Genomic DNA, 13,537 nt, shown 5'->3' with positions numbered 1-13,537 from the left:
GCGGGGCGCTGTTCACTTGATGCGGGGTTGGGGTGGGGCGGTGTCTCACCGAGACCAACGTCTGGTCTGGCATCCCTCCACCCCCAAACCCCTCCTCCCAGGAGGAGGGGCTTAAGAAAAGAAACGGCGTTCTGGCTCACGCATCCCCCCGCGCAGCCGCGATCGCAGGCGCCAGGCCGGCCGCCCACTTGGTGATGTCGCCCGCGCCGAGGCACACGACCATGTCGCCCTCGCGCACCACGCCGCCGAGCGCGGTCGCCAGCGCCGTCGCGTCGGTGGTCGACGCCACCGCCCGGTGCCCGCGATGCGAGATCTGCTCGACCAGCGCATCGGCATGGACGCCCTCGATCGGCGCCTCGCCCGCCGGATAGACCGGGGCGACATACACCATGTCGGCATCGTTGAACGCCTGCGCGAACTCGTCCATCAGATTGCCCAGACGCGAATAGCGGTGCGGCTGCATCACCGCGATCACCCGGCCGCGCGTGCTCTCGCGCGCCGCCGCGAGCACCGCGCGGATCTCCACCGGGTGGTGCCCGTAATCGTCGATGATCGCCGCGCCCGCGACTTCCCCTACCTTGGTGAAGCGCCGCTTGACCCCGCCGAACTTGGCAAAGCCCTGCTGGATCGTCGCATCGGGAATGCCCAGCTCCAGCGCCACACCGATCGCGGCCAGCGCGTTCTGGACATTGTGGCGGCCGGGCATCGGCAGCTCGATATTCTCGATCGAGCGGGTGCTGCCGTCGCGATTGCGGATGATCGCCTCGAAGCGATTGCCCCCGGCATGCGGCGTCACGTTCACCCCGCGCACGTCCGCGCTGGCCGCGAAGCCATAGGTGACGATCCGCCGGTCGCGGACGCGCGGGATGATCGCCTGGACTTCCGGATGGTCGAGGCACAGCAGCGCCGCGCCGTAAAAGGGCACATTCTCGACGAACTCGACGAACGCCGCCTTCACCTTCTCGAACGAGCCATAATGGTCGAGATGCTCGGGATCGATATTGGTGACGATCGCATAGGTGCCGTCGAGCCGCAGGAAGCTGCCGTCGCTCTCGTCGGCCTCGACCACCATCCAGTCGCTGTCGCCGAGGCGCGCATTGGAGCCATACTGGTTGATGATCCCGCCGTTGATCACGGTCGGGTCCACCCCGCCGGCATCGAGGAGCGCGGCGACCATCGAGGTGGTCGTCGTCTTGCCGTGGGTGCCCGCCACCGCGATCGTGGACTTGAGCCGCATCAGCTCGGCCAGCATCTCGGCGCGGCGCACCACGGGGATGCGGTTCTGATAGGCGGCTTCCACCTCGGGGTTGGTCCGCACGATCGCGGTGGAAACGACCACCACGGCGGCCTCGCCCAGATTCTCCGCGGCGTGGCCGATAGTGACGGGAATCCCCCGGTCGCGCAGGCCCTGCACGACGTAGGAGTCCGCGACGTCCGAGCCCTGCACCTTGTAACCGAGATTGTGCATCACTTCGGCGATGCCCGACATGCCGATGCCGCCGATGCCGACGAAGTGAATGGTACCGATGTCGGTGGCGACGCCCTTCATGCGCCAAAATCCTTACGCAAAAGCTGGCCTTCCGTTGCTTGCCTTCTGCACCTTGCCCACCGGGGCCTTGGGCGCGTGGATCGATTCAACGAGGTCCGCCAGGTCGCGCACCGCATCGGGTCGGCCGACGCCGCGCGCCCGCGCCGCCGCATTCTCCAGCGCCTTGGTGTCGAGCCCCAGCTTCTGCATCTGCTTGGCGAGCTCGGGCGCGGTGAAGGCGCGCTGCGGGATGGTCCGCGCGCCGCCCGCCTCGGTGATCTCGCGCGCGTTGGCGGTCTGGTGATCGTCGGTGGCGCTGGGCAGCGGCACAAGGATTGCGGGGCGCCCGGCGGCGGTCAGCTCGGCGATGGTCGAGGCCCCTGCCCGCGCGATCACCAGATGCGCCCAGGCGAGCCGCTCGGGCATGTCGGGCAGATAGGTCGCGACCTCGGCGGGGATCTCGTGTTCCTGATACTTGGCGCGAACCATCTCGATGTCCTCGATGCGCGCCTGGTGCGTCACCTGCAGCCGGCGGCGGAAGTGCACCGGCAGCAGCGCCAGCCCGTCGGGCACCACCTGGCTGAGGATCGAGGCGCCCTGGCTGCCGCCGGTCACCAGCACGCGGAACAGCCCATCTTCCTCAAGCATCGGATAGGGCTTGGCGCGCAGGGCCAGCACCGCCTCGCGAACCGGATTGCCGGTGAGGTGGGTCTTCACCGCCCAGCCCGGCTTCATCCGCTCGACCTTGTCATACGAGGTCGCGATCGCCGCCACCCGGCCCGCGACCAACCGGTTGACCCGGCCGAGCACCGCGTTCTGCTCGTGGATCACGGTGGGAATGCGCGCGCTGAACGCCGCCATCAGTGCGGGGAAGGCCGGATAGCCGCCAAAGCCGATCACCGCGGCTGGGCGCAGCTGCTTGTAGAGTTTCCGCGCCATCGACCGGCCCGCCAGCATCTGCCGCGCCGCCTTCAGATATCCGATCGGCCCGCCGCCCAGTCGCCCGGCGGGGAGCACATGCGTCTCCACCCCCTCGAACAGGCCCGGAAAGCGCACGCCGCGCTCGTCGCTGACCAATGCCACCTGATGCCCGCGCCGCGCGAGCTCCACCGCCAGCGCGGCCGCGGGCACCATGTGCCCGCCGGTGCCACCGGCAGCGAGGACGTAACTACGGCGTTCGGTCATGCGGCTTTGCTCCAGCGGCCGGTATAGGGAGACCGCTTCAGATACGGGTTTCGGCGCGTGAAAGCGAGCAGCAGCCCATAGCCGATCGACAGCGCGATCATCGACGAGCCGCCATAGCTGATGAACGGCAGCGTCATGCCCTTGGACGGCGCGATGCCGGTGTTCACCGCCATGTTGATCAGCGCCTGCACGCCGAACTGCGAGGCCAGCCCCGCCGCTGCGAGCAGCCGGAACGGATCCTCCTCGTCGAGCAGCTTCATCAGCACGCGGACGACGATGGCGAGATAGAGCAGCACGATCACCGCGCAGGCGATCAGCCCGAACTCCTCGCCGATCACCGAGAAGATGTAATCGGTATGCGCCTCGGGCAGGCGGAACTTGATCTGGCCGCTGCCGGGCCCTGCGCCGAACAGCCCGCCGGCGCTCAGCGTGTCATGCGCCATCTCCACCTGATAGCGATCGGCGAGCGCGGCTTCCTTGGTCGGGAACAGGAAATTGTCGATGCGGGTGCGCGCGGTGCCGTAGAACAGATACGCCGCGACCACGCCGCCGATCGCCACCCCACCCAGCCCCGCGATCGCAGCGGGCGAGATGCCGGAAAGCATCAGCAGGATCACCCACACGGTGGAGAACAGAATGGTCTGGCCGAAGTCGGGCTGGAGCATCAGCAGCACCGCGATCAGCGCGGTGATCGCGCCCGTCACGATCATCACCGGCAGCTCGGGATCCTTGGCGCGGAAGGAGAGGATCCAGGCGGTCGAGACGATGAACATGGGCTTGAGGAATTCGGACGGCTGCAGGTCCGAAATGCCGAGGCCGATCCAGCGCTTCGCGCCGTTCACCTCGTGCCCGATGATCGGCAGCAGCATCATCAGCCCGAGGAACACCACCGCGCCGGCCAGCGACAGCCGCCGCGCCGCCGAGGTCGGCAGCATCGAGACGATCACCAGCACCGGCACGCAGATGCACACCCACATCAGCTGGCGCCAGAAATAATACATCGGCGGCACGATATGCACCGCGTCCGAATAGCGCCGCGCGGTCGCGGGCGAGGCGGCGGCGACCGCCACCAGCCCGATCGCGATCAGGAACAGCGGCAGGAAGAGGAGCACGCGGTCCACTTCCCAGAACCACATGCCCGCGCGGGACTTGCTGGCGCGGCTGAGCTGATTGGAGATGCGCGGTCGGCCGCTCTTGTTCTCGTCCGCATCTCCCGGCTGGCGGCTCACCCGAGCGACTCCACCGCGGCACGAAAGGCATCGCCGCGTGCCTCGAAGTCGCGGAACTGGTCGAACGAGGCGCAGGCCGGGGAGAGCAGCACGGCGTCGCCCGGTTGTGCGTTGGCGGCAGCGGCGCGGACCGCGGCTTCCAGCGTGCCGCACTGCTCGACGGGCATCTCGCCTTCGAGCAGGCCGGCGAACAGCGGTCCAGCCTCGCCGATCGTATAGGCACGCACGACATGGCCGAAGCCGGGGCGGCATGCCTCCAGGCTGTCGGTCTTGGCGACGCCGCCGAGGATCCAGTGGAGGCGCGGGAATGCCGACAGCGCGGGGGCGGTCGATTCCGGGTTGGTCGCCTTGCTGTCGTTGACAAACAGCACGCCATTGCGGGTGGCGATCCGCTCCATCCGGTGCGGCAGGCCGGGGAAGCTCTCGAGCCCCCGGTCGATCGCGACGCGGTCGATGCCCAGCGCTTCGCAAGCGGCAATCGCGGCGAGCGCGTTCTGGGCGTTGTGCGGCCCCTGCAGCGCGGGCCAGCGCGACTGGTCCATGCACACGCCGGGAGCGATCCTGGTCACGTCCTCGCTGCGGCCGGAGAGCGCCACCTGCCGGGCGATGTTCGCAGAGGCGGCGTCGCCGATGCCGATGATGGCGGCATGGCCCTTGGTCTGCATGCCGAACAGCCGCGCCTTGGCGGCGGCATAGCCCTCGAAGCCGTCATAGCGGTCGAGATGGTCGGGCGTGATGTTGAGCAGCACCGCGACGTCGCAGTCGAGGCTGCGGGTCAGGTCGATCTGGTAGCTGGACAGTTCCAGCACATAGACGCCGCCCGCAGGCAGCGGCTCCTGCCCGAGGATCGGCAGCCCGATATTGCCGCCGAGCCGCGTCGAAATGCCCGCAGTCTCGATAATGTGGTGGATCAGCGCGGTGGTGGTCGACTTGCCGTTGGTGCCGGTAATGCCGACGACGCGGTGCGCCGGCAGATCAGCGCGCGCCTGCGCGAACAGCTCGATGTCCCCGATCAGCGGCACGCCGTAGTGCGCAGCCTTGCTCGCGACCGGATGCCGGTTGAGCGGTACGCCCGGCGACACCACCGCAGCCTCGAAGCGGCTGAGGTCGATCGGAAAGGCTACCCAGTCCTTGGCCTGAAAGCCGGGTTCAGTTCCCAGATCGCGACGATCCGCTTTCAGCTGCTCCCAAACCTGGGCCCGCGCCGCCTCATTCGAATCCCACGCCAGCACCTCCGCCTCGCTGGCCACCAGCGCACGCACGGTCGCAGCGCCCGAGCGTGCGAGCCCGAGCACCGCGAAGCGTTTGCCGCGCCAGGCGGGGCTGGTGATCACCGCAGCTTGAGCGTCGCGAGACCGGCCAGCGCCAGCACGAAGGCGATGATCCAGAAGCGGATCACCACCGTCGGCTCCGACCAGCCGAGCTGTTCGAAATGATGGTGGATCGGCGCCATGCGGAACACCCGCTTGCCGGTGCGCTTGAAGAAGAACACCTGGATGATGACGCTCAGCGCCTCCATCACGAACAGGCCGCCGATGATGCCGAGCACCAGCTCATGGTGGGTGGTGACGGCGATGGTGCCGATCGCCCCGCCCAACGCCAGGCTGCCGGTATCGCCCATGAACACCGCCGCCGGCGGCGCATTGAACCAAAGGAAGGCGAGGCCCGCCCCGATCATCGCACCGCAGAAGATGGCGAGATCGCCCGCGCCCGGCACGTGCGGGATGCCAAGATACGTCGCGTAGATCTTGTTGCCGGCGAGATAGGCGATCAGCATGAATGCCATGCCCGCGATCACCACCGGCATCGTCGCGAGCCCGTCGAGCCCGTCGGTGAGGTTCACCGCATTGCCGAACGCCACGATCGTGAATGCCGCGAAGGCGATGTAGAAATAGCCGAGATTCGGGTGCACCCAGCTGAAGAAGGGCACGTAGAGCTGGGTATTGCCCTCGGCGAAAAGGATGATCGCGCTGGCGATGCCGGCGATCAGGAACTCGCCGATCAGCCGCACCTTGCCCGAGACGCCCGCGGTCTTCTGCTTCCGCACCTTGTCGTAATCGTCGAGGAAGCCGATCATGCCGAAGCCGAGCGTCACGAACATGCACGCCCAGACATAGGCGTTGCGCAGGTCCATCCAGATCAGCAGCGAAAGCGTCAGGCTGGTCAGGATCATCAGCCCGCCCATGGTGGGCGTGCCGCGCTTGGCGAGGTGGCTCTGCGGCCCGTCGGTGCGGATCGGCTGGCCCTTGCCCTGGCGCAGCCGCAGCCAGCCGATGAACTTCGGCCCCACCAGCAGCCCGATCAGCAGCGCGGTCGCCACCGCCCCGCCGGTGCGGAACGAGAGATACCGGAACAGATTGAGGACGCCGGGGAAGCCCAGCTGCTCCGCGATCAGATAGAGCATGTTTGCCTTTCCGCCAGCGCCGCGACGATCGTCGCCAGCCGCACGCCGTTCGACCCTTTGATGAGAACCGCATCGCCCGGCGCGAGCAGGGAGTCCAGCTCGGCCTTCGCAGCTGCGGCATCGGCCACATGGACGAAATCCAGCCGCCCCTCAAGCGCAGCGGCCAGCGGGGCCATCGCTTCACCCACCAAAATGGCACGGCTCACCCCGGCTTGCGCGATCGGATCGGCGAGTTCGGCGTGGAGCGCATCGGAATGCACGCCCAGCTCGCGCATTTCGCCGAGCACGGCGACCTTGCGACCGGCTTCGGCGGCGAGCACCTTCAGCGTGGCACGCACCGAGCTTGGGTTGGCGTTGTAGCTTTCGTCGATCACCAGCGCGGTGCCCTCGCCCACCGGCACGGTCATCCGCGCGCCGCGCCCGGCCAGCCCGCCCAGTTCGGCGAGCGCAAGGCCGGCGACTTCGAGGTCGCCGCCCACCGCATCGACCGCGGCGAGGATCGCCATCGCGTTCGACACCCAATGCTCGCCCGGCTGGGAAATGGTGAAGCTCAGTTCGCGGTCGCCGAAGCGCGCCATCACGAAGGTGCCGCCGCTGCGGGCGCGCATCGTCTCGACCGCCCGGTAATCGGCGCCCTCGCCGAGCCCGAAGGTGACGATGTTCGCCGCATGGGGCCGCGCGGCATTGAGCAGCCGGTCGCGATAGGGGCTGTCGAACGGCACGATCGCGGTGCCGCCGGGCTCGAGGCCCTGGAAGATCTCGCCCTTGGCGTCGGCAATGGCCTCGACGCTATCGAAAAAGCCGAGATGCGCGGGGGCGATCGCGGTGACGATCGCGACATGCGGACGCACCAGCCGGGTCAGTTGCGCGAGTTCGCCGGCATGGTTCATGCCCATTTCGAACACGCCGTAGCGGGAGCTCCGCGGCATGCGGGCGAGGCTCAGCGGCACGCCGGTATGGTTGTTGTAGCTCTTCACCGACCGGTGCGCGCAGCCCGGATCGATCCGGTCGAGCGCGGCGAACAGCGCCTCCTTGGTGCCGGTCTTGCCGACCGAGCCGGTGACGCCGATGATCTTGGCGGGCGAGCGCTGGCGGGAGGCGGCGCCGAGCGCGTTCAGCGCGGCGGTGGTATCCGCCACCTGGACGCTGGGATGCGCGGTCGGGTCGGAGACCACCGCACCGGCCGCGCCTTGCGCGAAGGCTTGATCGAGAAAGCGATGCCCGTCGGTGCTCTCGCCCTTGAGCGCGAGGAACAGGTCGCCCGGGCCGACTTCGCGAGAGTCGAAGGCTACGCCGGAGACGGCGAAGTCGGTCGAGGCGCGACCGCCGGTAGCAGCCGCGATTTCGTCAGCGGTCCAAAGCATCGACGTCATCTTCAAATCCTCCCCTGCAAGAGGACGGAGGTCGCATTTGGAATGTGCCAGCACGCCAGGTCTACCGATCCTCCCCCTTGACGGGGGAGGATAGCGCAGCTTGGCGCTTTAGCGCCTAGCGAAGCTTGGAGAGGGTGAGCGGTTGCACAGCAACCGCGCGATTTGCGGAACGCAAATCGCCCCCCTCTCCCTCCCCCGCAAGGGGGGAGGGGTGGAACGCATCGGCAAATGCGCGGCCTTGCAGAGGAGGATTGTAGAAGAAACCCCCTCACGCCGCGCACTCCCTTGCGACAGCAACATCATCGAACGGCAGCACCATCTCGCCGACGATCTGGCCCTGCTCGTGCCCCTTGCCGGCGACCAGCACGATGTCGTGCGGCGCGGCCATCGCGATCGCCGCCGCGATCGCCGCGCGGCGGTCGCCGACCTCGGTCGCCTCCGGCGCGCCCTTGAGGATCGCGCGGCGGATCTCGGCGGGATCTTCGGTGCGCGGATTGTCGTCGGTGACGATGGCGACATCGGCGCCCGACGCCGCCACCTGCCCCATCAGTTCGCGCTTGCCCGGATCGCGGTCGCCGCCGGCGCCGAACACCAGGATCAGCCGGCCCTCGGTATGCGGCTTCAGCGCCGCGATCGCCGCCTCCAGCGCATCGGGGGTATGGGCATAGTCGACATAGACCGGCGCGCCATTGGCGGCGATCACCGCCCGCTCCAGCCGCCCGCGCACCGGCTGCAGCCGCGCGCAGTTGGCGAGCGTCTGCGTGACATCGCCGCCGGTTGCGATCACCAGCCCGGCGGCGGTCAGCGCGTTCGCCGCCTGATAGGCGCCGATCAGCGGCAGCTTGACGGTGTGGAGCTTGTCCTCCGCCTCGATCTCCAGCGTCTGGCCGAGCAGCGAGGGCGTGCGGCCGATCAGCCGCAGCGTCTTGCCATGCTCGCCGACCGTGATCAGCCGGTTGCCGCGCATCCGCGCGAGATCCTCGACCTGCGGCGCATGCGGATCGTCCGCCCAGACGACGGCGGTGCCGTCCTCCGCCAGCACCTCGGCGAACAGGCGCATCTTGGCGGTGAAATAGGTCGCCATGTCGCCGTGATAGTCGAGATGGTCGCGGCTGAGATTGGTGAACGCCGCCGCGCGCACCGGCAGCCCCTCGGTCCGGTACTGCGACAGGCCGTGCGACGAGGCCTCGAAGGCGACATGGGTCACGCCCTCGCGCGCCAGCCCCGCGACGTTCGACAGGAAGGTGACGATGTCCGGCGTGGTGAGGCCGGTCGAGACGCGCTCGTCGGCCGTGGTCACCCCCAGCGTGCCGATCGAGGCGGCGTGGAAGCCCGCCATCCGCCACAGCTGGCGGGTCATCTCGACGGTGGAGGTCTTGCCGTTGGTGCCGGTCACCGCCGCCGTCGTTACCGGGAACGGCGCGAAGAATTGCGCGGCGAGCCCGGCAAAGCGCTGGCGCGGATTGGCATCGGCGATGTGCACCGCGCCCTCGACCTTCGCCTCAGGGCGCGCGACCACAGCGATCGCCCCCGCCTGCACGGCGGCGGGAATGAAGTCCTCGCCGTTCACCTTGGCGCCTTCGAACGCGCCGAAGATGGTGCCCGGCGCGACCTTGCGATGGTCGATCGCAAATCCGGTAACGACCGCGTCGTCCGCGCCGCCGATCAATGGTCCCAGTTTCATTCGGCGCTCGCTTTCGGCTCAGGGGAGCGATCGACCAGCGGCAGCAGCTCGCTTTCGTCGATGTCCTTGGCGTTGTCGGGCGCGATGCCCAGAAGGGCGCCGGTCCGCGCGATCACGCGCGAGACGACCGGCGCGACGGTCCAGGCCGCAGTGGTCCGCGGCGTATTGGCATTGGCCTTGGGCGAGTCGAGCATGGCCACCACCACATAGCGCGGCGCGTCGGCGGGGAAAGTCACCGCGAAGGTCGAGACGTTGCGATGATGGTCATAGCCGCCCTCGCTCGCGGCCTCGGCGGTGCCGGTCTTGCCGGCGACGCGGTAGCCCGGCGCCTCGCCCTTGCGGCCGGTGCCCTTGAGCACGATCAGGCGAAGCAGCTGGCGCATCCGGTAGCTGGTCGATTCCTGCAGCACCCGCCTGCCCTGCACCGGATGCTCGGCATCCACCTTCATCAGCGTCGCCGGATGCCAGATGCCGCCGTTGACCATCGCGGCATAGGCGGCGGCGAGGTGCAGCGGGGTCACCGCGATCCCGTGTCCATAGGCGGTGGTCATCACCGTGATCCGCCCCCAGTTGGCCGGCCAGAGCGGGCGCACCGCGCCGATCTCGATGCTCGGACGCTGGTCGAAGCCGAGGCGGCGGAACATGTCCTGCATCTTCTGTGCGCCCAGCTCGTCGGCAATCCGCGCGGTCGCGATGTTGGACGAATAGATCAAGGTTTCCGGGATGTTGAGCCAGCGGAACTGCTCGTCGCCGCGGTCGTCATGGATGGTGAAGCGGCCGACCTTCATCGGCGCGGTGGCGTCGAACCGCCGCGACATCGAGGTGATCGTGCCCGAATCGATCGCCGTCGCCACCGCGATCGGCTTGAAGGTCGAGCCCAGCTCATAGACGCTCTGGGTCACGTTGTTGCGCGGCGGCGGCCCGCCCAGCTGGTTGGGGTTGAAGCTGGGCAGCGAGGTCATCGCGATCACCTCGCCGGTATGCACGTCGAGCACCACGCCGGCGGCACCGCGCGCCTGCAGGTCAACCATCGCGCGGCCAAGCTCGCTCTCCAGCGCCGCCTGGACGCGGGTGTCGAGCGACAGGGTCACCGGCTTGCCGCGCAGCGCCGGGTCGGTCAGGCGCTTCTCCAGCACCTTTTCCATGCCGGTGACGCCGTGCCCCTTGTCGTCGAGATAGCCGAGGACGTGCGCCGCCATGTCCGACTGGGGATAGAGCCGGTCGGTCTCGCGCTGGAACTCGATCGCCGGCTCGCCCAGCGCGTTCATCTGGTTGACCAGCTCGGGCAGCGCACGGCGCTTGAGGAAGGCGAAGCCGCTGCCGCTGTTGAGCAGCGCATAATATTGCGCCTGGCTGCGCTCCGGGATCAGCTCGGCGAGCTTTTGCGCAAGCGCTGTCTTGTCGCCGATCACCTGGTTGGGATGGATCGCGATCGTCCAGGCATCGATGCTGCGCGCGAGCGGCGTGCCGTTGCGATCGACGATGTCGCCGCGTGCGGGCACCAGCGCGTTGGTCAGGTCGCGCGGGCTGGCGGGCCCCGCCGACCAGGCGAGAAAGGCGAGCTTGCCCAGAATCGCGAGCACGCCCGCGCCGAACAGGATCGCCAGGATCATCAGCCGCACATGCGCGGTGGCAACGAGCGCCTCGCGCCCGTCGCCCGAACCGCGCGCCCGCGTCGGAGGGGCGACGACGACGATCATCGCTGCGCCGTTTGCTCGCGCTTCGCCACTCGGCGCAGGTCGCTGATCGTCGCGGCGCTCAGCAGCGGCCGGTCCGGCTTGGCGAGCCGCGCCTTGTCGACCTTCTGCATCAGCTTGCCGAGATCCTCGGCGGGCTTGCTGTCCCGCGCGGCGACGCGGACGACGGTGGACGGGGCCGCCTTGACCGTCGGCACCTTGACCGGCGCCGCCGCGGCGGTCGCCACCGGCTTGGCCGCGGCGACGGCGGCGGCAGGCTTGGTCACAACGGCCGCCGTGGCGACCGGCGTCGCTGCCGGCACCGTCTCCACCGGACGGCTGCCGGTCGGGATCACCAGCGCCGCCGTCTGCACCTTGGCCGCACCGCCCGCGGAAGCCGGAACCGCCGTCGCCGGCTGGTCGAAGGCCGCAAGGCCGCTCGCGCTCGCCAGATATTGCTGCGGCTGGGGCGCGTTCATCGCCAGCACGTCGCCGTTCCAGCGCTCGATCTGGGCCATGTTGGCGCGCGTGTCGAACTCGGTTTCCAGCCCGCGAATATCCTTCTGCGCCTCGATGATGGCGACCTGCGTCGCCTTCAGCTTGGCGCGCTCGGCCGCACCGTGCGAGTTCACCATATAGCAGGTCGGCGCCACGACCGCGACGCACAGGAACCAGCCAAGCCCCCTGAAGCCATAGACCGCCATTACGCCACTCCATCCCCGGTCCACGGCGCCGCGTCGGTCCGCCGCGCCGCGCGCAGCGTTGCCGAACGGGCGCGCGGGTTACGCACCAACTCCGCCTCGCCAGGGCGCACGGCCTTGGCGGGTGTTTCAAAACTAGGTTCCGCCCGCGGCCCCACCGCCGGGCGATGCCGCGAACCGGCCGGCGTGCTGCCGCTGCGTTCGCGGAAGAAGCGCTTGACCAGCCGGTCCTCGAGGCTGTGGAAGGTCACCACCACCAGCCGGCCGCCGGGCTTGAGCACGCGCTCGGCCGCGGCCAGCACGTCGGTCAGCTCGTCCAGCTCGCGGTTGATGTGGATGCGCACCGCCTGGAAGGTCCGCGTCGCGGGATCCTTCTTGTCGTGCGGGCGATGGCCGAGCGCACGGCGCACCACCGCCGCCAGCTCCGAGGTGCGGGTCAGCGGCCGCGCCTCTACGATGAACTTGGCCACGCGGCGAGCGCGCGGTTCCTCGCCATAGTGGAACAGCACGTCGGCGATCTCGCCCTCGTCGGCGCTGTTGAGCCAGTCGGCCGCGCTCATCCCCTCGCCTGCCATGCGCATGTCGAGCGGCCCGTCCTGCTGGAACGAGAAGCCGCGCTCGGCCTGGTCGAGCTGCATCGAGGAAACGCCGATATCGAGTACCACCCCGTCCACCGGCGCCAGGCCGCGTGCGTCGAGCTCTTCGGCCAGCCGGCTGAACGGCGCGTGGATGAGGGTGAGCGTGCCGTCGCTCTCCGCGACCAGCCGCGCGCCGTTCGCGATCGCGGTCGGATCGCGATCGAACGCCGCGACCTGCGCACCGGCGCCGAGCATGGCGCGCGTGTAGCCGCCGGCGCCGAAGGTACCGTCGACATGGCGTTCGCCGGGCTGAATCGCGAGCGCATCGAGCACTTCGTCGAGCAGCACGGGGATATGGGGCGCGTCGGTCACAATGCCCCCTTCTGCTGCATCAGGAACAGGCAGATTTCCTTGAGTTCGGGGTCGGCGGTCTCGCTCGCCAGCAGTTCCTCGGGGGACCAGATGTCGAACGTGTCGCCGCTGCCGACGAAGAAGGCCCATTTCTGGATCTTCGCCTTGGCGCGGAAGAAGGGCGGCAGCACGAAGCGCCCGCTGTCGTCGTACGGCGCCTTCTCGACCAGGCCGAAGGCGCGGCGCTTGGGGCGCACGCTCGGCTGCTCGCCGCGATCCAGCGCCTGCTGGTCGAGCTTGTCGATGCGTTCATACTTCTTCTGGGACCAGCCGGTGTCGTGGGCGGAGAGGCACGGATCCTCCGCATGCACGCCGATCACGATCTGGCGGACCTCGGCATTGCGCTCGGCAGCAGCGCGCAGGTCGGCGGGTATGGCGACGCGACCTTTCTGGTCGACCGCCTGGAGCGCAAATCCCTCGAAGAGCTCCCTGTCTGCCACGCCAAATCCCAAGCCAGGCACGACTCTCCCGCCGCCGGAATCACGCGGATCGTGCCCAGCTGGTGATGTTCAGGAGAAAAGGGTTCGTGCCCCCCTTTAGTGTGCCCTTTTAATCACAATATAGGACGGGAAACAACGGGAGAGTTGGGGACAGAGCGGGAATTTGCGCCACTCCGCGCCACCGCCGGTCGCTTTTCACGTAATGCCCCCTGTTTGTTCATTGTTTCTTCTCACGCCACGGTCCTGCGATGCGGCAAAATGCTTAATGCTGCTGGGATCGCACGCCTCCGCGCCGAACGAGGGCACAAGCGGACAGAAATGCCGCTGC

The 13,537-nt window shown here is 68.7% G+C and carries 11 protein-coding genes; all 11 read right to left on the bottom strand.

The features are described from left to right. Window positions 1–136 precede the first annotated feature (136 nt). Window positions 137–1,549 (bottom strand): UDP-N-acetylmuramate--L-alanine ligase, encoded by a 1,413-nt coding sequence (murC, locus tag QZ814_RS06840; protein WP_294330397.1) that lies wholly within the window; start codon window positions 1,547–1,549, stop codon window positions 137–139. A 12-nt stretch (window positions 1,550–1,561) separates the two neighbouring features. Further along, window positions 1,562–2,713, bottom strand: coding sequence for an undecaprenyldiphospho-muramoylpentapeptide beta-N-acetylglucosaminyltransferase (gene murG, locus QZ814_RS06835; protein ID WP_294330396.1), 1,152 nt, complete (start codon window positions 2,711–2,713; stop codon window positions 1,562–1,564). Next, window positions 2,710–3,942, bottom strand: a complete 1,233-nt coding sequence (locus tag QZ814_RS06830) for a putative peptidoglycan glycosyltransferase FtsW (RefSeq protein ID WP_294330395.1) — start codon at window positions 3,940–3,942, stop codon at window positions 2,710–2,712. Before QZ814_RS06830 ends, murG begins: the two co-directional genes overlap by 4 nt. Next, complete coding sequence (gene murD / locus QZ814_RS06825) at window positions 3,939–5,276, bottom strand: UDP-N-acetylmuramoyl-L-alanine--D-glutamate ligase (protein WP_294330394.1); 1,338 nt, start codon at window positions 5,274–5,276, stop codon at window positions 3,939–3,941. The genes QZ814_RS06830 and murD overlap by 4 nt, the downstream gene beginning before the upstream one ends. Continuing rightward, window positions 5,273–6,346: a phospho-N-acetylmuramoyl-pentapeptide-transferase gene (gene mraY / locus QZ814_RS06820; protein WP_294330393.1), complete on the bottom strand. Its 1,074-nt coding sequence runs from the start codon at window positions 6,344–6,346 to the stop codon at window positions 5,273–5,275. The genes murD and mraY overlap by 4 nt, the downstream gene beginning before the upstream one ends. Continuing rightward, the gene (gene murF, locus QZ814_RS06815) at window positions 6,334–7,719 is read right to left on the bottom strand and encodes a UDP-N-acetylmuramoyl-tripeptide--D-alanyl-D-alanine ligase (RefSeq protein ID WP_294330392.1); all 1,386 of its coding nucleotides are present in this window, start codon (window positions 7,717–7,719) and stop codon (window positions 6,334–6,336) included. The genes mraY and murF overlap by 13 nt, the downstream gene beginning before the upstream one ends. Window positions 7,720–7,987: 268 nt before the next feature. Next, window positions 7,988–9,403 (bottom strand): UDP-N-acetylmuramoyl-L-alanyl-D-glutamate--2,6-diaminopimelate ligase, encoded by a 1,416-nt coding sequence (locus tag QZ814_RS06810; protein WP_294330391.1) that lies wholly within the window; start codon window positions 9,401–9,403, stop codon window positions 7,988–7,990. After that, window positions 9,400–11,103, bottom strand: coding sequence for a penicillin-binding protein 2 (locus QZ814_RS06805; RefSeq protein ID WP_294330390.1), 1,704 nt, complete (start codon window positions 11,101–11,103; stop codon window positions 9,400–9,402). The genes QZ814_RS06810 and QZ814_RS06805 overlap by 4 nt, the downstream gene beginning before the upstream one ends. After that, window positions 11,100–11,783, bottom strand: coding sequence for a hypothetical protein (locus QZ814_RS06800; RefSeq protein WP_294330389.1), 684 nt, complete (start codon window positions 11,781–11,783; stop codon window positions 11,100–11,102). The genes QZ814_RS06805 and QZ814_RS06800 overlap by 4 nt, the downstream gene beginning before the upstream one ends. Continuing rightward, complete coding sequence (gene rsmH / locus QZ814_RS06795) at window positions 11,783–12,730, bottom strand: 16S rRNA (cytosine(1402)-N(4))-methyltransferase RsmH (RefSeq protein WP_294330388.1); 948 nt, start codon at window positions 12,728–12,730, stop codon at window positions 11,783–11,785. Before rsmH ends, QZ814_RS06800 begins: the two co-directional genes overlap by 1 nt. After that, complete coding sequence (locus QZ814_RS06790; RefSeq protein ID WP_294330387.1) at window positions 12,727–13,209, bottom strand: division/cell wall cluster transcriptional repressor MraZ; 483 nt, start codon at window positions 13,207–13,209, stop codon at window positions 12,727–12,729. Before QZ814_RS06790 ends, rsmH begins: the two co-directional genes overlap by 4 nt. Between the last annotated feature and the right edge of the window lie 328 nt (window positions 13,210–13,537).

The organism is uncultured Sphingomonas sp. (assembly GCF_913777625.1).
Taxonomy (GTDB): Bacteria; Pseudomonadota; Alphaproteobacteria; order Sphingomonadales; family Sphingomonadaceae; genus Sphingomonas.
This window is presented reverse-complemented; position numbering and strand designations above follow the sequence as displayed.

Excerpts from the sequence above, each read along its gene's own strand:
- QZ814_RS06805 (WP_294330390.1), bottom strand. The coding sequence starts at position 11,103 with ATGATCGTCGTCGTCGCCCCTCCGACGCGGGCGCGCGGTTCGGGCGAC.
- QZ814_RS06810 (WP_294330391.1), bottom strand. The coding sequence starts at position 9,403 with ATGAAACTGGGACCATTGATCGGCGGCGCGGACGACGCGGTCGTTACC.
- mraY (WP_294330393.1), bottom strand. The coding sequence starts at position 6,346 with ATGCTCTATCTGATCGCGGAGCAGCTGGGCTTCCCCGGCGTCCTCAAT.
- murG (WP_294330396.1), bottom strand. The coding sequence starts at position 2,713 with ATGACCGAACGCCGTAGTTACGTCCTCGCTGCCGGTGGCACCGGCGGG.
- QZ814_RS06800 (WP_294330389.1), bottom strand. The coding sequence starts at position 11,783 with ATGGCGGTCTATGGCTTCAGGGGGCTTGGCTGGTTCCTGTGCGTCGCG.
- murF (WP_294330392.1), bottom strand. The coding sequence starts at position 7,719 with ATGACGTCGATGCTTTGGACCGCTGACGAAATCGCGGCTGCTACCGGC.
- murC (WP_294330397.1), bottom strand. The coding sequence starts at position 1,549 with ATGAAGGGCGTCGCCACCGACATCGGTACCATTCACTTCGTCGGCATC.